General features: G+C 70.2%; 13 protein-coding genes. 11 read left to right on the top strand and 2 right to left on the bottom strand.

What is annotated here, in order from left to right:
- Positions 1-50: 50 nt before the first annotated feature.
- On the top strand, positions 51-1,349 hold the full coding sequence (locus HYZ11_18525) for a M20/M25/M40 family metallo-hydrolase (protein ID MBI3129609.1): 1,299 nt from the start codon (positions 51-53) through the stop codon (positions 1,347-1,349).
- Positions 1,350-1,527: 178 nt separating this feature from the next.
- Here HYZ11_18525 and HYZ11_18520 read toward each other — a convergent pair whose 3' ends face one another.
- Positions 1,528-2,772, bottom strand: a complete 1,245-nt coding sequence (locus tag HYZ11_18520; protein MBI3129608.1) for an alpha/beta fold hydrolase — start codon at positions 2,770-2,772, stop codon at positions 1,528-1,530.
- Between HYZ11_18520 and HYZ11_18515 the strand changes: the two genes are divergently transcribed.
- The 3 genes from HYZ11_18515 (at position 2,771) to HYZ11_18505 (ending at position 5,870) form a co-directional block, all read left to right on the top strand.
- Positions 2,771-3,898 carry a DMT family transporter gene (locus tag HYZ11_18515; GenBank protein MBI3129607.1) on the top strand — a complete coding sequence of 376 codons (1,128 nt, stop codon included), beginning with the start codon at positions 2,771-2,773 and terminating at the stop codon, positions 3,896-3,898. The genes HYZ11_18520 and HYZ11_18515 overlap by 2 nt on opposite strands.
- A gap of 9 nt (positions 3,899-3,907) precedes the next feature.
- Positions 3,908-4,807 (top strand): DMT family transporter, encoded by a 900-nt coding sequence (locus HYZ11_18510; protein ID MBI3129606.1) that lies wholly within the window; start codon positions 3,908-3,910, stop codon positions 4,805-4,807.
- A 163-nt stretch (positions 4,808-4,970) separates the two neighbouring features.
- The gene (locus tag HYZ11_18505) at positions 4,971-5,870 is read left to right on the top strand and encodes a DMT family transporter (GenBank protein MBI3129605.1); all 900 of its coding nucleotides are present in this window, start codon (positions 4,971-4,973) and stop codon (positions 5,868-5,870) included.
- 137 nt (positions 5,871-6,007) lie between these two features.
- On the opposite strand, the gene HYZ11_18500 is transcribed toward HYZ11_18505, so the two are convergent.
- Complete coding sequence (locus HYZ11_18500; protein MBI3129604.1) at positions 6,008-6,310, bottom strand: hypothetical protein; 303 nt, start codon at positions 6,308-6,310, stop codon at positions 6,008-6,010.
- A gap of 292 nt (positions 6,311-6,602) precedes the next feature.
- Between HYZ11_18500 and HYZ11_18495 the strand changes: the two genes are divergently transcribed.
- From HYZ11_18495 to HYZ11_18465, 7 genes are all read left to right on the top strand, one after another.
- Complete coding sequence (locus HYZ11_18495) at positions 6,603-7,166, top strand: hypothetical protein (GenBank protein MBI3129603.1); 564 nt, start codon at positions 6,603-6,605, stop codon at positions 7,164-7,166.
- Positions 7,167-7,362: 196 nt separating this feature from the next.
- A complete protein-coding gene (locus HYZ11_18490; protein MBI3129602.1) occupies positions 7,363-8,181 on the top strand; it encodes an MBL fold metallo-hydrolase in 819 nt (272 codons plus the stop codon).
- Positions 8,165-8,974 carry a DUF4159 domain-containing protein gene (locus HYZ11_18485; GenBank protein ID MBI3129601.1) on the top strand — a complete coding sequence of 270 codons (810 nt, stop codon included), beginning with the start codon at positions 8,165-8,167 and terminating at the stop codon, positions 8,972-8,974. The genes HYZ11_18490 and HYZ11_18485 overlap by 17 nt, the downstream gene beginning before the upstream one ends.
- A gap of 3 nt (positions 8,975-8,977) precedes the next feature.
- The gene (locus tag HYZ11_18480) at positions 8,978-11,308 is read left to right on the top strand and encodes a hypothetical protein (protein MBI3129600.1); all 2,331 of its coding nucleotides are present in this window, start codon (positions 8,978-8,980) and stop codon (positions 11,306-11,308) included.
- Positions 11,305-12,117, top strand: coding sequence for an MBL fold metallo-hydrolase (locus HYZ11_18475; protein MBI3129599.1), 813 nt, complete (start codon positions 11,305-11,307; stop codon positions 12,115-12,117). Before HYZ11_18480 ends, HYZ11_18475 begins: the two co-directional genes overlap by 4 nt.
- 60 nt (positions 12,118-12,177) lie before the next feature.
- Positions 12,178-15,723, top strand: coding sequence for a DUF4175 family protein (locus HYZ11_18470; GenBank protein ID MBI3129598.1), 3,546 nt, complete (start codon positions 12,178-12,180; stop codon positions 15,721-15,723).
- The gene (locus tag HYZ11_18465) at positions 15,720-17,531 is read left to right on the top strand and encodes a tetratricopeptide repeat protein (GenBank protein MBI3129597.1); all 1,812 of its coding nucleotides are present in this window, start codon (positions 15,720-15,722) and stop codon (positions 17,529-17,531) included. Before HYZ11_18470 ends, HYZ11_18465 begins: the two co-directional genes overlap by 4 nt.
- The last annotated feature ends 3 nt before the right edge of the window (positions 17,532-17,534 follow it).

The following is a 17,534-nucleotide window of genomic DNA, read 5'->3' as shown; positions in this document are numbered from 1 at the left end:
GGCATGAATCCTTTGGTCTTCCGGCTCACTTTGGATTGGGAGCGCTGGCCATGAAAGAGCTCCTCGCCCTCGCCGGCCTCCTCCTCGCCTCGGCCCTCGCCGCCGAGGGGGCGCAGGAGGGCGGGGAGGACGCCCTCGCGCGCATCGGGCGGGCGGACCCCCTGCTCGCCGCCATGCTCGAGCTCATCGCCGTCCCCAGCCCCTCGGGGCAGGAGGAGAAAATCGGGGAGCTCATCCTCTCCAGGCTCCGCGCCCTGGGGCTCGAGGCCCGGAGGGACGAGGCGGGCAACGTCACGGCCCGCATCCCCGCCAGCCCGGGGATGGAGAGCGTCCCCGCCCTCCTGATGACCGCCCACATGGACATGGTGCCGGGGGACAAGAAGGAGCCCCTGCGGCCGGTGCGCCCCCGCGCCGCCATGATCGGCGGCAAGGAGTGGATCGCCACGGACGGCACGACCACCCTCGGGGCGGACGACAAGGCGGGCGTGGCCGTCATCCTGGATGTGGCGGCCCGGCTCATGGGCAAGCGGGGCGCGCCCGTCCCCCACGGCCCGGTCGAGATCGCCATCACGGTGGAGGAGGAGACCTCCATGCGCGGGGCGTACTCCCTGCGCACCGAGGAGTTCCAGGCGAAGTTCGCCCTGGTGATCGACGGGGAGAACCTCTACGAGGTGGTGTGGGAGCTGGCGGGGGGCGCGGAGGTCGTCATCCGCGCCCACGGGGCGAGGGGAGGGCACTCAGGCCTCGACATCCACCGCCCCGACAACGTGAACGCCATCAAGGCGCTGACCGAGATCGACCGGGAGATTCCCCAGGGGGTGGTCGAGAAAAACGAACGGGGCGTCGTCCTCTCCATCAACGCGGGGCTCATCGAGGGCGGCACGGCCCGGAACGCCATCGCCTCCGAGGCCAGGGTCACCTACCTCCTGCGCAGCACCGACCCCGAGGCGGAGAAGCGGCTCATCGAGCGCATCCGGGCCATCGCCGCGGCGGCGGAGAAAAAGCATCAAGCCCTCCAGCCGGACTTCCGCGCCGAGGTGAAGGCGGATTCCTTCCTGCCTCCCTGGAAGGCGGCCACGGACTCGCCGCTCATCCGGTGGGTCCAGAAGGCGGGCGAGCGGGTGGGCGCGAAGGAAGTCCGCCCCATCTCCATGCACGCGGGGGCCGAGTCCAACGTCTTCGCCAGCAAGAAGAACGCGAAGGGCGAGACCCTCCTGCCGCTGCTTATCGGGGCCGCCAACCTCCACGGTATCCACACCACCGCCGAGCGCCTGGACTGGCGCTCTCTAATCCAGGGCCGGGACTGGGTGCTCGAGATCATCCGGGTGATGGCCGAGGAGAGGAGATAGGGGGAGAAGGGATTGTTTCCGGGGCTATTTCGATACGCCTATTCTTTGCCGTCATTCTGAGCGAAGCGAAGAATCTGCTTTTTATTTTTTCCAACGAGAAGCAGATTCTTCGGTCGCCCTCTTTCAGGGTCCTCAGGCGGCAAGCCACCTGGACGGGCTCCCTCAGAATGACGGCCAATCACGATGGCTCCGCCTCCCCCTCCCTCGTCACGATGCTGATCTCGCTCTCCAGGGTCCGGTGGACGGGGCACTTTTCGGCGATCTCGATGAGGCGCTTGCGCTGCTCGCCGTCGAGATCGCCGGAGAGGGCGATCTCGCGCTCGATGCGGTCCACCTTCCCCTCCTTCGTCTCGCACGTCTCGCAGTCCTCGGCGTGGATCTTGGCGTGCCGCAGGACCACCCGCACCCCTTCGAGAGGCCACTTCTTCCGATCGGCGTACATGCGGATGGTCATCGAGGTGCAGGCGCCCAGCCCCGCGAGGAGGAAGTCGTAGGGCGAGGGGCCCGCGTCGTCCCCGCCCGAGGAGCGGGGCTCGTCCGCCCGGAGGGAGTGCTTCCCCGCGCGCACGCTCTGGGTGAACTTCCCCTCCCCGGTCTCGGCCACGATGACGACGCCCTCCCCGGCGGGCGGGGCCTCCTCCTCGGGAATTTCTTTCCTGCCGCCCACGAAGCGCCCCGCCCAGGCGGCCAGGACCGAGGCGGCGTAGTCCGCGTCCTCGCGCCGGAGGAGGAGGTGGTCCGCCCCGTCCAGGGAGACGAAGCTCTTGGGGTGCCGGGCGGCGGCGAAGATGCGCCCGGCGTGCTCGATGGGCACCACGTCGTCCTGGGGGGAGTGGAGGACGAGCAGGGCCGCGGCCAGCCTGCGGATGGCCTCCTCCAGCCGGTGGGAGGCGATGTCCTCGAGGAATTCCCGCCGGACGCGGAAGGGCTGGCCTGCGATGCTGACCTCGGTCTCGCCCCTCCGCTCGACCTCCGCGAGGTCCCCCTCCAGGGCTCCGCGCACGAAGGCGGGCTCGGCCGGGGCGGCGATGGCCGCGACGGCCTTCACCTCGGGGATGCGCCCCGCCGCGGCCAGCACGGCCGCCCCTCCCAGGCTGTGCCCCACGAGGAGAGAAGGGGCGGCGCCGCGCCCGCGCAGCCAGGCCGCCGCGGCGACGAGGTCCTCGATGTTCGAGGAGAAATCGGTGTGGGCGAAGTCCCCCCCGCTCTCCCCCAAGCCGGTGAAGTCGAAGCGCAGGACGGCGAACCCCCGGGCGGCCAGGGCGCGGCTCAGCCGGGCGGCGGCCAGGGACTGCTTGGAGCAGGTGAAGCAGTGGGCGAAGAGGACGTGGGCGAGGGGAGGGCCGCCGGGCAGCTCGAGCCGCCCCGCGAGCTGGGCTCCCTGGGAGCCGGGAAAGGTGGCCTTCTCGAAGGTCGGGGGCATGGGGTTCCTCCTCGGCGGTCTGTTCGCCCTCCCGTTGTTGTATAGTGCCCGGATGATTTTGTCCTCCCTCGGCCCCGGCGAGCTGTTCGCCATCGGCACGTCCCTGACCTACTCGGGCACCCTCATCTGCGTCCGGCAGGGGATGCGGAACGCCACCCCGGCCGCCGGGCTCCTCGTGATCGGGGTGGTGGTCTCCGCCGCCGGCCTCGCCGCCTCGGCCCTCCAGGGCCACCTCTGGAACCTCTCCTGGAAGGCGTTCCTCTGGTTCGTCGCGACGGGCACCCTGGGGATGGGGATGGGCAATCTGTTGGCCTTCATGGGCGTCCAGCGGATGGGGGTGAGCCGCGCCACCCCGGTGGCGGACTCCGCTCTGGGGCGCCGTCTTCGCCGTGACCTTCCTCGGCGAGCGGCCGGGGCCGCCCGTCATCGGGGGGACGGTGCTCATCGTGGCGGGCGTGGCGCTCCTCTCCCTGGCCCGGGAGGAGCGCGCGCGGGAGAACTGGTTCCCGGGTGCGCTCGTCTTTCCTCTCTCGGCCTCCTTCATCCTGGCCTTCTCCCCCATCCTGGCGAAGTGGGACTACGCGCACCATCCCCACGCGATGACCGCGATGGCGGTGGCCTTCGCCGCGGGGACGGTGACCATCCTCGCCGGCCGGCCCCTGCTCGGCGTCTCGGGAAGGCTCTCCCTCGACCGCCGGGCGCTGGGCTGGTTCCTGGCGGCGGCCGCCTTCAACCTCCTGGTCTCGATCTGCATCTGGAATTCCTTCCTCCTCGGGGAGATCAGCAGGGTGCTGCCGCTGAGTCGGCTCACCCCGGTCTGGGTGGTGGTCTGGATCTATCTCTTCCTGGGGACGCTCGAGCGCGTCACTTGGCGGGTGGTGCTGGCGGCCGCCCTGGTGGTGGGCGGGGGCGTGCTGGTGACGGCGTTCCGGTAGATTCGGCACTGTCATTTCTCTATGAAGGCCCGGGGAATCTACGGGTGGTGCAAAAGCAGATTCTTCGCTGCGCTCCGAATGACGTCCAGGATACGTCCTCTGCCTTGACAGGGGCGGCCGGCGGGCCGCCCCTAACCGGATTCCGGGGAGGAGCCTCCGGCTCTTTCTTACCTTCCCGGCCGGGGCTATAGTCCCGGCCGATGAGCGGCCTCCTCTCCCCCCTCGGATGGGGAATCGTCCTCCCCATCTTCACCTCCATGGCCTATGCCTGCACCCTGGTGTGCATGCGCCAGGCTCTGCGCTCCGGAACGCCCGTGGCCGGGCTGGTCGTCCTCAACCTGATCATCGCGGCGGCGGGCTTCGCGATCTCCTTCCTACGGGGGACGCACCTCACCACGACGTGGGAGGCCCCGCTCTACTTCATGGCCGCGGGGGCGATGGGCCAGGGCCTGGGCCAGATCGCCTTCTACCTCGGCATCGAGCGCATGGGGGTGAGCCGGGCCACCCCGATCCAGTCCTCGACCCCCATCTGGGCGGCGCTCTTCGCCGCGGTCTTCCTGGCGGAGCGGCCGACCCTCGCGGTGTGGGCGGGCACGCTGCTGATCGTGTTCGGCGTCTCCCTCCTCTCGCTGGCCGAGGTGAAGGAGCGGAGCCGCCCCGGAGGCGGGGGGCGCGGCGCCCTCGTCTATCCGGTCCTCTCAAGCGTTCTCTACGCCCTGGTGCCCATCTTCATGAAGCAGGGCTTCGCCATCCAGAAGACGCCCTTCCTGGGGATCGGCTGCGCCTTCCTGATGGGGACGCTGGTCGTCCTCGCCGGGCGGTCGATCCTGCCGGGCGGGGGCCCCATCCGGGCGGACGGGCGGGCGCTGGGTTTCCTCCTCGTCGCCGCCTTCGCGAACACCCTGGCGGCGTTCGGCTTCTGGACGGCCCTCACCTTCGCCGACGTCTCCTTGGTGTTGCCCCTGAGCCGCCTGGTGCCCCTCTGGGTGGTGGTGCTGAGCTACTTCTTCCTGGGCCACCTCGAGCGCCTCACCTGGCGCGTCGTCTTCTCGGCGGCCCTGGTGGTGGCCGGGGGAGTGCTGGTGTCGGCGTTCCGGTAGGGCGCGCCATGCGCCTTGGCGGGGGCGACCGGCCGGCCTTCGCCGGACGAAAGTCGGCTTCGGCCGACTGAAGGCCGGTCGCCCCTACGGAGAATCGGACCGCAGCGGCGGTCCCCCTCCCGTCCTTCCCACCCTTCCCGGTGAGGGGCTATAGTCCCGGCCGATGAGCGGCCTCCTCACCCCCCTCGGATGGGGGATCGTCCTCCCCATCTTCACCTCCATGGCCTATGCCTGCACCCTGGTGTGCATGCGCCAGGGCATGCGCTCCGGCACGCCCCTGGCCGGGGTCGTCACCCTCAACCTGATTACATCGGCGATGGGTTTCACGGTCGCCTGGCTGCGGGGGACGCTCTCCGCCACGACGTGGGAGGCCCCTCTCTACTTCATGGCGGCCGGGGCGGTGGCGCAGGGGATGGGCCAGCTCGCCTTCTACATGGGCATCGAGCGCATGGGGGTGAGCCGGGCTACCCCGATCCAGTCCTCGACCCCCATCTGGGCGGCGCTCTTCGCCGTCCTCTTCCTGATGGAGCGGCCCACCCTCGCGGTATGGGCGGGGACGCTGCTGATCGTGTTCGGCGTCTCCCTCCTCTCGCTGGCCGAGGTGAAGGAGCGGGGCCGTCCCGGGGGCGGGGGGCGCGGCGTGCTGCTCTACCCGGTCCTCTCGAGCGTTCTCTACGCTCTGATGCCCATTTTCATGAAGCAGGGCTTCGCCATCCAGAAGACGCCCTTCCTGGGGATCGGCTGCGCCTACCTCGCCGGGACCCTCGTGGTCCTGGCCGGGAGGCCCCTCGTGCCGGGCGGGGGCCGCATCCAAGCCGACCGGAGGGCGATGGGCATCTTCCTCGCCGCCTCGGTGACCAACATCCTGGCGGCAAGTCTCTTCTGGACGGCGCTCACCTTCGCCGACGTCTCCTTGGTGCTCCCCCTGAGCCGCCTCGCGCCCCTGTGGGTGGTGGTGCTGAGCTACTTCTTCCTGGGCCACCTCGAGCGCCTCACCTGGCGCGTCGTCTTCTCGGCCGCCCTGGTGGTGGCGGGGGGCGTGCTGGTTTCGGCCCTCCGGTGAGGGAGTGGTGAGCGCCGTCGGCTGGCCCGAGCTGTTCGCGCTGATTTCATCGGCCGCTTACTCGGTGACGCTCGTGGTCCTGGCGGCGGGGATGATCGTGGCGGGCGGGGTGATGATCACCTTGCTGCGGTGAGGGATCAGGCTGTCACGTTGACGTTCTGCCCCCGCAGGGCGATGACGGCGGGGGTTTCTCTTTCCGCCTGATCGATGAAGTTGCTGGGCGGCAGCGAGAGCTGGATGAGGGGGGGCCGGAAGAGGCCCAGCCCGGCCGGATGGGGGAAGCGGAAGCTGCCGTCGCCCGTGACGCTTGGCGCGGGGAGGGGGCGCGGCTGGGCGCTGGCGCGCTCCACGCTCGGCGGGGGGGCCGGGCGCCCACCGAAGGAGGGGGGCAGAGTCCCCCCGATGGACAGGGAGGGGCCGAACTGGACGCTCACGGCCATCGCGGCCTCCGGCGAGGGGACGGGGAGAGCAGGATAGCCTCTTCTTCATCTTTTCTCCAATATCGCTCCCTTTCCCTTCGATTTCCTCGGAGAAATCGGAAAAAATCACCCTGCCATGAAAGTGCGTGAAATTGGTGCAATGAGCGCCGTCGGTTATGGCATTACATTGACTCCCGCCGGGGGGCCGGTCCCCGGAGCCGCCGCCGTAACCATCCGGAAACCCGTTTCGGCTAAAATCCGTGGGAATTTCGTCTTTTCCCGCGGCGCGGGAGCCATTTTGGGAGGTTTTCTGATGCCGGTTCGTCCTTCCGCTCCCGCCTGGGCCGTGCCGGCCGGGGCGCTACTCGCGGCCCTGCTCGCGGCCTGGCTGGGCGCGACGGTGATGGTCTGGTGGTCGGCCGCCGGAACCTTCCAGGCGCTCTCGCCCGCGCGCAACCCCGGGCTTGCCCAGCGGCTCGCGCCCCTCGAGCCCGCCCGGCGGGAGGCCTTCCTCCGCTTCGCGGCCGGGGAGGTGAACCGCCGCATGTTCCGGGGATGGGCGCGGGCCCAGGCGGTCCTGGCCGCTCTCGCACTCGCCGCCGCATGGGCGGCGCCCCGGCTCGCGGGAGGAGGGACGGGGCTTCGGATTTGCCTGGCCCTCCTGGCCCTTACGGCGGCCCTCCAGGCCCTCTGGCTCTCCCCCGAGATCGAGCGGCTGGGGCTTGAGCTGGACCGGGCGCGGGAGGAGGCGGCGCTCCGGCGGTTCGGGCTTCTGCACGCGGCCTTCTCTGTGACGGATCTGGTCAAGGCGGCGCTGCTCGCCGCGGGGATCTGGATGAGCCGGAAAAGAGAGAGTCCCATCGGAATTTCGGCATGAGGGCAAGGAACGAAAAGGTGAATGGTCTTGTTTGAACCCAATGGGAGCATGGTTTCCCGGCGCGGCTCTCCGGGGTAGAATGGGCGCCCTCGAAAGCCGCCAAATCATGGGGTCCGTTGTGCGGCAGCCACCGCGCTTCCCGAAGCCGGCCGTGATCGAAGCCGCGCCCCCCTGGCGGACGAGGGGGGAATTGCGTTTGGCGCCGGCTTTTTTTCTGTTTTTCCTCTTCGCTTTCCTCTGGGTCCCATTCGCCGCGAAAGCCGCCTCCACCCTGTGCAGGCCCGGCATGGTGCACCGGGACGGGAGCGTCACCCCTGTCGCCTGGGCTTCCCCCCTGGCTCAGGGCGGGGCGCCGTCCGGCCGGGCGGTCCGGCTGCGCTACGTCGCCCACTCGAGCTTCCTCATCACCTCGCCCTCGGGGGCGAGGGTTTTGACCGATCCCTACGCGAACCCGCCCATCGTGCCGGTGCCGGACGCCGTGACGGTGAGCAATTTCCACGTGACGCACTCGGTGACGGGCCCCTACGAGGGAAAGACCACCATCCTCTACGGGCTGACGCACGACGGGAGGCCCACCGTCCTCGACCGCATGATCCGGGACATCCGGGTCACCAATTTCGCCCAGGTGCCGGACGGGACCTCCGCCGTCGTCAACACACTGTTCGTCTTCCAGGTGGAGGGTGTCTGCATCGCGCACTTCGGCAACACGCGCTTCGGCCCCTCGCCGCAGCAGTTCGCCTCCCTGGGGAAGGTGCACGTCCTCCTGCTCCCTATAGACGGGATGGGAAACGTGCCCCATGAGATTGCGGCCCAGATCGTGAAGCGCCTGGGGCCGAACATCGTCATCCCCATGCACTATTTCGGGCCGGAGCTGCTCATGCAGTTCGCCGAGGCCCTGCGGATCGAGGGCATCACGCGGATGGAGCGGGCGCCCTCGGCCGAAATCGAGCTTTCGGCGCGCCGGATGCCGGCCCCCACGGTTTACATGGTGATGCCCAGTGAAGAAATCCCCTAAGAGCACCCTGAGCCGGCGTGCCTTGCTGCGCTGGACGGCCGGCGCGGCGGCGGCGAGCGTCCTCGGCGCGGCGGCGGGCGCCCGGGCCCAGGGGCCGCCTCCGGACGGCCCGGCGGCGCCTCCCGATTTCACACCAGGGCACCTCCGCTACGCGGGCGGGCGCTGGCAGGAATACCCCACCGCTCTTTCTTCCCTCCTGGATGAGGTGCGCAAGCGCACGAGCATCGAGGGGGCCCAGGACGGGCAGACCGTGGATCTCGCCTCGGACCAGATATTCGAGCACCCCTTCCTCTACCTCTCGGGCCGGTACGAGTTCGAGATGCCCCCGCCCCCCGCGATCGAGCGGCTGAGGCGCCACCTGACCTACGGCGGCTTCATGCTGATCGACGACGGGCTGGGCTCGAACGAGGACGGCTTCGGGCGCGTGGCCCGCGCCCTGATCGAGCGGCTCTTCCCGCGTCATCCGCTGGAGCCGCTCTCCCGGGAACACCCCGTCTTCCGGAGCTACTACCTGATCCGGTCGGTCGGGGGCCGGCAGGCGGTGAGCCAGGACATCGAGGGGATCCAGATGGGCATCTTCACGCCCGTCGTCTACTGCCGGAACGACCTGGGCGGCGCCTGGGCCGTCCGCCCGGACGGGGGTTGGGTGGAGGAGTGCTGGCCGGGCGGGGAGCCCCAGCGTCGCAGCGCGTTCCAGCTGGGCGTCAACATCGCCCTGTATTCCATGACCGGGAACTACAAGCAGGACCTGATTCACCATCCCTTCATTCAACGCCGCCTGAACCAGAGCTGAGCGATGGACTGGAGCAGCCTGCATTGGCCGGGCGGGGCCCCCTGGTGGGTGCTCGTGCCGGTGGCCTTGCTCCTCGCGGATTCCCTCCGCCGGCGCCGGCGCGCGCTGCTCGAGCGGCTCTCCCCCCTGCGCGTGAACGTCCTCACCGCCCTGCGCGGCCTGCTCTACGCCGCCATCGTCTTCTTCCTCTCGGGACCCACGCTGATCCAGCGGACAGAGCGGAACCTCCCGCCGCGGCTCCTCGTCCTGGTGGACGGCTCGGCGAGCATGGGCGTGAAGGACGGCGCGAAGGGCGCCACCCGTCTCGGGCAGGCGGTGGAGTTCCTCCTCGGGAAGCTTTCGGCGCGGCCCAAGCCGGGGGGGGAAGCCCCCCAGGCCTTCCTGGACCGGCTGTATCAGTCCTATGACGTCCAGCTCATGTCCTATGACGCCGCCTCATCGCTGCTCTCGCGCGAGGCGCTCTACGGCCTGGAGGCGAAGGGCCTGGGGAGCGATCCCCTGCGCACCATCCGCGCCGTCTCCGGCGAGCCCGGGAAGGCGGGCGTGGCCGCCGCTGGCAGGATGGTCCTGCGCGACGACCGGCCGGCGGGCATCCTCCTCCTCTCGGACGGGGGCGACACCACCGATGGCGCCTGGCCGCCCGTGGACGCCCGCAACTTCCCGCCTGTCGTCTCGGTCGGCTTCGGGAACCCCCGGGACTTCCGCGACGTGTCGCTGCACGAGGTGCGGGCTCCGCGCATCGCCTTCCAGGACAAGGAGGTGCAGCTCGAGGCCACCCTCTCCGTGCGCGGGTACTCCGGGGTAAGGCTCCCGGTGGCGCTCACGCGGGAGGGCCGGGTGGTGCGGACGCAGACCGTGGACATCCAGGGCGATCCGGCGGCCCAGAAGATCGAGTTCCGCTTCACACCCAGCGAAGTGGGCAGCCTCCGCCTCTCCATCGAGACGCCGGTCCAGCGCGGGGAGCTGGTGGAATCGAACAATCGGGTGGAGATCCCCCTCGAGGTGCGCCGGGACAAGATCCGCGTCCTTACCATCTCCGGCGCGCCCTCCTGGAACTACAGCTTCCTGCGGGCCGCCCTGAAGCGCGACCCGGCCATCGATCTCGTCTCCTTCGTCTTCCTGCGCACCTCCGAGGACGACCCGGGCGTCCCCACGCAGGAGCTGAGCCTCGTTCCCTTCCCGGTGGACCGGCTGTTCCTGGAGGAGCTCAAGAATTTCGAGATCGTCGTCTTCGACAACTTCTCGGCCCAGGAATACTTCAGCAACTACTACCTGGAGCGGGTGAAGGACTACGTCCGCAAGGGCGGCGCCTTCTGGATCTTCGGCGGGCGCGGCTCGTTCGGCGCGGGCGGCTACGCCCGCTCCCCCATCGAGGAGCTGTTGCCCGTCCGCATCTCCACGAGCAGCGACTACGCCGGGTCCGTCCGCGCGCCGAGCCGGCTGACCGAGGCGGGAGCGCGCCATCCGGTCACCCGCCTCTCCCCCGACGCCGAGACGAACGCCCGGATGTGGGAGAGCCTCCCCCCCCTCCGGCGGCTGAACCTCACCGCTCCGAGCGAGGACGGCCAGACCCTCCTCGCCGCGGAGGGGCCGTCGGGAGGGGTTCCCCTCATCGCGGCGCGGCGGATGGGCGAGGGCAGGATTCTCTCCGTGCTCAGCGACGACATCTGGCGGTGGAATTTCGGGATGGTGGCGGCAGAGAAGAGCAACCAGCTCTACACCCAGCTCATCGCCCAGATGACCCGCTGGCTCTCGGGCGACGCGGCCAGCTCCCAGGTCCAGATCCTCCCGGACGCCGAGCCGGGCCGGGACGGCCTCTACGTCGCGCGGGTCCAGGTGCTCGACGACGACTACAAGCCCGCCCAGGGGGCCGCCGTTCGGGTGACCCTCCGGGATCCCTACGGCGCGGTCCAGACCCTCACGGCGGAGTACCGGCCCGACACGGGTGAGTTCGAGGCCCGCTTCCGCCCCAGCGGGCGGGGCGGCTACCGCGCCGAGGTGAACGCCATGCTGGGCCAGCGGCACCTGGGCCGGGCCGTGCGGACGCTGAGCGTGGGCGGCGGCGCGGGCGGGGCGGAGTGGACCGACGTCAGCCCGCGGTGGGACCGCCTGCGCGGGCTCTCCGCGACGACGGGCGGCGTCTTCCTCGAGGCGGGGGAGGAGGACTCCCGGAGGCTGGAGAAGAGGGTGCTGGACGCCCTCCAGGGGAAGGTGCCCTCCAAGATCCTCGAGATCCGCGACGTCCGCCTCTGGAGCATTCCCTGGGTGGGTTTCGTGCTGATCCTGCTACCGGCCTGCGAATGGACGCTCAGGCGGCTGTGGGGGCTGGCATGATCCTCGCGCGCCTGCTGCTCTGCCTCCTGGCGCTGGCGGCGGCGTGGACCTGGCCGGGGAGGGCCGAGGGGCGGTGCAATCCAGAGGTGGTGCGGGGCGGCCGAGGGGTCCGCCTGGTTTCGCTTCTCGCGGTTGGGAAGAAGAAGCCGCGCCCCCTAGCCGTCGAGTGGTACGGCCATTCGGCCTTCCAGATCATCTCGCCGGGCGGCACCCGGATATTCACGGACCCCTTCGGGCCGGGGCTCGGGCTGCCCATTCCACCGGCCCGGCCCCATGCCGTGACCATCGGGCGGGAGCATCCGCACCACAACTCGGCCTGGACCCTCCAGGGGAAGCCGCAGGTTATCCGGGGCCTGCGCGAGGACGGGATGGAGTGGGCGGAAGTGCGCAAGACCGTGGGGGATGTTTTGATTTACAATGTCCCCGTGACCCAGCGCACCTTCGAGGTGCGCACCAAAGGGTCCGCTTTCGTCTTCGAGATGGGGGGGCTGTGCGTCGCCCATCTGGGAGACGTTGCCGAGCCCTTCACCCCTTCGCAGTTGCGCCGCCTGGGAAAGGTCCACGTCGCCATGGTTCCCATCGGTGGAACCTTCACGGTGGACGGGAAGGGCGCGCTCGAAATCGTGCGCCAGCTCCGGCCCAACATCGCCATCCCCATGCACTACTGGGACGATGAAGAGCGCCTCAACCGCTTCCTGAGCGGTGCGCGGGACGTGCGCCGGATGGAAGAGGGCGAGCTGTTCGTGACCGCGGAGAAGCTCCCCCGGCCGACGAGGGTGGTGGTGATAGGGCGCAAGCGCATCGAGTAAGGCAGAGCGAGGCGAGGGGCGGTCCCTCGGCCTTTTTCCCCCGTAGCGGGCGAGGCTCAGATGGCGGATATCTCCTACCAAAGAATCCTGGATTTCCTCGGGCGGGTGCTCGAAGGACGCCTGAAGGTCCGCCGGCTGGAGGCGGTTCTCGGCCTCGTCCTCTCGCTGCTGGGGATTTTGCTGCTGGCTCCCGCGGCCGTCGCCCTGCAGCCCCTGTTCGGCTACGCGGCCCTCCTGTACCTGGTCCTGAGCGTGGCCCTGCTCGGAGGCGGGATCGCGTGGGCCTTCATCCGGCTGCGCCGGCGCGTCGGGCGCGAGAGCCTGGCCCTGGAGATCGAGGGGGAGCGCCCGGACCTGGGCAGCAACCTCATCAGCTCGCTCCAGCTCTTCCCGCGCAAGGGAAGGCTCGGGGCCGACGACCCCACCTCGCCCGAGCTGATCGATGCCCTGGTGGAGGAGACGAGCGCCCAGGTCAGGAACCTCCGTCCTGAAACCTTCATCTCCTACGAGGCGCCGCGCGGGATGGGGCGCCTGGGGGGCTGGCTTGCCGCGGCCGCCGTGGCGTGCGCCCTGCTGTGGCCGGGCCTCTACCCGCGAGCCGGTTTCCTGCTGGCCAACGCCTTCGACCTGATGCCATCCCGCATCACTCATGTGTACCTCACCGCGTCGGCTGGCCGCGTGCTGCCGGGCTCCCCGGTCGCGTTCGAGGTCCGCACCGAGGGCCGCCGGCCGGGCGAGGTGACGCTCGAGTTCACCCCGCCGGGCGGGGGCCGGAATTCCGCCGGGCGCCTGCCGATGGAGAAGGCGGAGGAAGATCGCTACCGCGCCACCTGGGCGGGCGGGGAAAGCGACGTGTGGGTGACGGCCTGGGCGGGGCGCTTCCGGTCGGTGCCGGTCGAAGTGAAGGTGATCCAGCCGCCCCAGGTGGAGTCGGTGGACGTGGTCCTCTTCCCGCCCGAGTACACCGGCCTGAAGCCCAGCCGGGGCGAGGACGGGGGCCACATCCGCGGCTACCTGGGGTCGTCGGTGCAAGTCCGCATCCGCGCCGACCGGCCGCTGACCGAAGCCGTCCTCGCCATGGCGGACGGGTGGCGGGTGCCCCTGAAGCAGGCCCCGGACGGCGCCCTGGAGGGCGTGCTCCTCCTGTCTGGCCCGGGCTCCTACCAGGTGCGGCTCAAGGACACCAACGGCTTCGCGAACTCGGCGCCCTCGCGCTACCGGATCGACATCATCCAGGACGCCCCGCCCCAGGTCGAGGTGACGGAGCCGGGCAAGGACCTCACCGTGGAGGCGGACGAGCAGGTGGGCGTGCGCTTCCGCGCGTCGGACGACTTCGGCGTCCGCGGCGTGATGCTGGAGGTGCGGGCGGGGAATTCGCCTCCCCGCCAGGTCCGCGTCTGGGGGGGCGAGGCGCCCCAGAAGGCCGTGGACGGGAGCCATGTGTTCGACATGCGCACCATGGGCCTCCGGCCCGGCAGCGTCCTCACCTACCGGTTCATCGCCGAGGACACCGACACGGTCAGCGGCCCCAAGAAGGGCTTCAGCGCCTCCTACACCATCCGCATCCGCGACCGCGAGGCGGCGATCGCCAAGCTCGACGAGGACCTGGGCAAGATCTCTTCCCAGATCCTGGACCTCCTGGGGGACTTCCTTGAGAGGACCGGCCGCGAGGAGGAGGAGAAGGAGAAGAAGCCGGCCGGCAAGCAGCAGGCCCAGAAGGGCAAGGAGGGAGGGAAGGAGCCCCAGGCGAAGGAGGGCCAGCGGCGCCGCGAGGAGGCCCGCCAGGCGCGCCGGCCGGAGGAGTCCATGACCCGGAAGGCGGAGCGCATCCTGGAGGCCGTCCAGAGGGCCCGCACCCAGCTCCGCCCCCAGAACCCGCGCGAGTCCCTGGCCAACATGGATCTGGACGCCCTCCAGCGGCAGCTCCAGGACACGCTGGACCGCTTCTTGAGGCCCTCCGAGCAGCCGGCCGCTCCGCGGGGCGAAACTCCCGAGCAGCGGCAGCGCCGGGAGGAGGACCTCGCCTCCCGCCAGGAGGAGGCCACCGAGACCCTCGAGCGGCTCGCCTCCATGGGTGAGGACATCCAGCGCAACGTCCGCATGGACCGCGTGGGCCGCTCGGCGGATTCCCTGTTCCAGCGCCAGCAGGCTCTCGAGCGCGCCATGGAGAAGCTCCGCCAGGACGGGAGCATGAGCGATGAGGCCCGGCGGCGCCTGGAGCAGGAGATGGCCGAGCTCCAGAAGGAGATGAGCAAGCTGATGCAGGAGCTCGCGGGCCTCGCCCAGCGCATGCCGGCCGAGTTCATGAACCAGCGGGGCATGCGCAACCTGCCCATGCAGGACATGATGAAGGGCTTCGACCGCATCCGCGACATGATGCGCAAGGGCGACATGCGCGGGGCGCTTGAGGCGCTCCGGCAGATGATGGGCCAGATGCAGCGGATGCGGGCGGCTCTCCGGGGGATGCAGCAGCAGCAGATGATGGCCCAGCGCGGCGGCGGCCCAATGCGCAACCAGCAGAACGAGCTCTCCGCCATCGTGGAGGAGCAGCAGGCCATCCTCGGCGAGACGGTGAGCGTCCTCGACAACGCGGTGGATCGGCTCAAGAAGTCGGCCTCCCCCCGCCTCAAGGGCCTCGCCGAGCAGCTCGGCCGCGAGCGCAAGGAGGAGCAGTCGCTCGCGGAGAAGGCGGGCGGCGTCCTTTGCGTCCAGGGCAAGCCCAGGCCGGCCAAGCCCGCCGCGGGGCCGGCGGCCCCCCAAGGCGAGGCCGAGGCCAAGGCCGACGAGGAGAAGGCCAAGGCCATCGAGCAAGCGGGGCGGACGCGCCAGCAGGCCATGGAGGAGATGGATCAGCTCCTCCAGCGCGGCGACTGGGGCGGGATTTACCACCGCATGAGCGAATGGTGGGCCGCCCTGCGCGGGCCGGAGTGTGACGAAGACAAGATGGCCGTCCAGCGCAAGGAGAAATGGGAAGAGGCCCGCAAGCAGATCGAGTCGCTCCTCCAGGGCGCCGAGCGCGGCATGTCGGGCGAGGAACGGGGCGGCATGGCGGGCCTGAGGCACCGCCAGGAGATTCTGCGGAAACGGCTCTCCACCTTCGAGGAGCGGCTGCGCCAGTTCATGCAGGTCTTCCCGTTTATCGACCCCGCCATCCTCCGCCGCATCATGGAGGCGGGAGATGCCATGAAGCGGGCGGGGACCTCGCTCGAGAAGCGGAGCCCTTCGCAGGCCGTCCCCCCCGAGGAGGAGGCCATCCAGCGCCTGGCCCAAGGGCAGAACGCGATGCAGCAAGCCATGCAACAGATGGCCCAGCGCGGGAACATGGGCATGGGGACGCCCCAGGGCTTCGGCATGTACCGCTCCCCGGGCACGGGGTGGTGGGCGCGCAACCCCGAGGTCCAGGGGGCGGAGGATTTCCGCCCGCAGCAACGCGAAGGCGAGGAGGGCCAGCTCGGCACCCAATTCAGCGAGGTGCTCATCCCGGACCGCGACCAGTACCGCGTGCCGCCGCAGTTCCGCGAGGATGTCATGGAAGCCCTGAAGGACGGCATGCCGGGCGGGCTGCGCGGCGAGATTGAAGACTATTTCGATAGGCTGACCAAATGACGAGATTCCGCAACTGGCGCCTCGCGGCGGCGGCCCTCGCGCTTGCCCTCGGCTTTGCGGCGTGGGGAGCCGCCCCTGCCGCCGCCCATACCCTCTCCCGGCCGGTGCGGCCTTCCCAGGAGGTCGCCCGCCCGGAGGGTTACGCCCAGGTGGTGGACGAGCTCCGCGCCTGGAACCTGGAAGAGGCCGGGCGAATCCTCGCGCGCCTCAAGGCGGAGAAACCCGGCCTGCCCGAGTGGGAAGGCCTCGAGGGCGCGATCTTCTACCTGAAGGGGGACTTCACGAGATCCATCGAGCGGTTGGACTCGGCCCTCCGCAAGCGCGCGGGCGACAGCGAATGGCTTGAGCTCCGCTTCCACGTGCGCCAGTCTCAGGCCGCGGTCGAGGGCTTCAAGGTCCACCGGACGGCCCACTTCGAGATTTGGCACGACCCGGGCGACGCCGTCCTCATGCCCTACCTGGGGGAGGCCCTTGAGATCTCTTACAAGGTCCTCGGGGACGAGCTCGGGGTGCACCCGAAGCGCCCCGTCCGGGTCGAGCTATTCACCGACTCGGCCCGCTTCAACAAGGCCTCGACCCTCTCCCAGGCCGAGATCGAGTCGAAGGGGGCGGTGGGCATCTGCAAGTTCAACAAGATCATGATGCTCTCTCCCGGCGCCCTGCTCCGGGGCTATCGCTGGCTCGACACCGCCTCGCACGAGTACGTCCACTACCTCATCGTGCTGGGCACCAAGAACCGCACCCCGATCTGGCTCCACGAGGGAATCGCCAAGTACCTCGAGAGGCGATGGCGCGGGCTGGGTGATGGTTTCCTGAACCCGGGCGAGGAGATGCTCCTCTCAAAGGCTCGGGAGAGCGACGGCTTCGTCCCCTTCCAGCGGATGGAGCCGAGCCTCATCTACCTGGACACGCCCGAGGACGTGCAGCTCGCCTACGCCGAGGCCGCGACCGCCGCCGACTTCATCCGGCGCCGGGGCGGCAAGCGGGGCATGGCGGACATGCTCCGGGCTATCGGCGGGGCCAAGGGGGCTCCGGCCCCCGCGAAGGCCTCCGGGGAGGCGCCTCCCAAGACGGCCGAGAAAGTGCCGGACGCGGCCCAAGCCCCCGCTCCTCCCAAGAAGGAGGACGGGCCGGAGGCCAAGCCGCAGGAAGAGGCGCCCTCCCGGCGCCGGGCCAGCCTGGTCGAGCTCGAATCCACCGGGCCGCCCCAGAGCGCCGAGCCGGGGCTCCAGAAGGTATTCGGGGTGGACCTGGCGGGCTTCGAGAAGAAATGGAAGGACGATCTCAAGCGCCGGCCGCTTCGTCCGCATCCGGGCGCCCAGGTGCAGCGCTTCCGCCTCAAGCCGACGGGCCCCGTGGACGAGAGCGCGGCCGACCTGGAGGCCCTCAAGAGCGCCGTCGCGCGGCGCCGGATGCGCCTGGGGGACCGCCTCTCGCTGGCGGGCCGGCTGGAGGCCGCGCTCATCGAGTACAGGCGCGCCCTCCGGGACGAACCCTATTCCCAGGCGCTGCTCAACCGGGTCGCCCAGCTTCAGGTCCAGGCCGGCCAGCCCGAGGAGGCCCTGCGCCACGTCCAGCGGGCGATAGAGGTGGACCCCGACTACGCCACTTCCTACATCCACCAGGCAATGGCCTACGAACTGACGGGCAAGCCGGCCGAAGCGCGCCGGGCATGGGAAGAGGTTCTTCACATCAACCCGTTCATTCCCCTGGTCCACGAGCGCCTGGCGGCGATCTACGAGAAGGCCGGGGACAGGCAAAAGGCCCAGCGCGAGCGCGAAGCGCTCCGGGCCCTTCGAGGACGCTGAGAG

This window comes from Candidatus Tectomicrobia bacterium (assembly GCA_016192135.1).
GTDB lineage: Bacteria > UBA8248 > UBA8248 > UBA8248 > UBA8248 > 2-12-FULL-69-37.
The sequence above is the reverse complement of the archived record's forward strand: the minus strand, read 5'-3'. Positions and strand labels throughout refer to the sequence as shown.

Coding starts and splice junctions, on each gene's coding strand:
- HYZ11_18525 (MBI3129609.1), top strand. CDS start 51: ATGAAAGAGCTCCTCGCCCTCGCCGGCCTCCTCCTCGCCTCGGCCCTC.
- HYZ11_18515 (MBI3129607.1), top strand. CDS start 2,771: ATGGGGTTCCTCCTCGGCGGTCTGTTCGCCCTCCCGTTGTTGTATAGT.
- HYZ11_18520 (MBI3129608.1), bottom strand. CDS start 2,772: ATGCCCCCGACCTTCGAGAAGGCCACCTTTCCCGGCTCCCAGGGAGCC.
- HYZ11_18510 (MBI3129606.1), top strand. CDS start 3,908: ATGAGCGGCCTCCTCTCCCCCCTCGGATGGGGAATCGTCCTCCCCATC.
- HYZ11_18505 (MBI3129605.1), top strand. CDS start 4,971: ATGAGCGGCCTCCTCACCCCCCTCGGATGGGGGATCGTCCTCCCCATC.
- HYZ11_18500 (MBI3129604.1), bottom strand. CDS start 6,310: ATGGCCGTGAGCGTCCAGTTCGGCCCCTCCCTGTCCATCGGGGGGACT.
- HYZ11_18495 (MBI3129603.1), top strand. CDS start 6,603: ATGCCGGTTCGTCCTTCCGCTCCCGCCTGGGCCGTGCCGGCCGGGGCG.
- HYZ11_18480 (MBI3129600.1), top strand. CDS start 8,978: ATGGACTGGAGCAGCCTGCATTGGCCGGGCGGGGCCCCCTGGTGGGTG.
- HYZ11_18475 (MBI3129599.1), top strand. CDS start 11,305: ATGATCCTCGCGCGCCTGCTGCTCTGCCTCCTGGCGCTGGCGGCGGCG.
- HYZ11_18470 (MBI3129598.1), top strand. CDS start 12,178: ATGGCGGATATCTCCTACCAAAGAATCCTGGATTTCCTCGGGCGGGTG.
- HYZ11_18465 (MBI3129597.1), top strand. CDS start 15,720: ATGACGAGATTCCGCAACTGGCGCCTCGCGGCGGCGGCCCTCGCGCTT.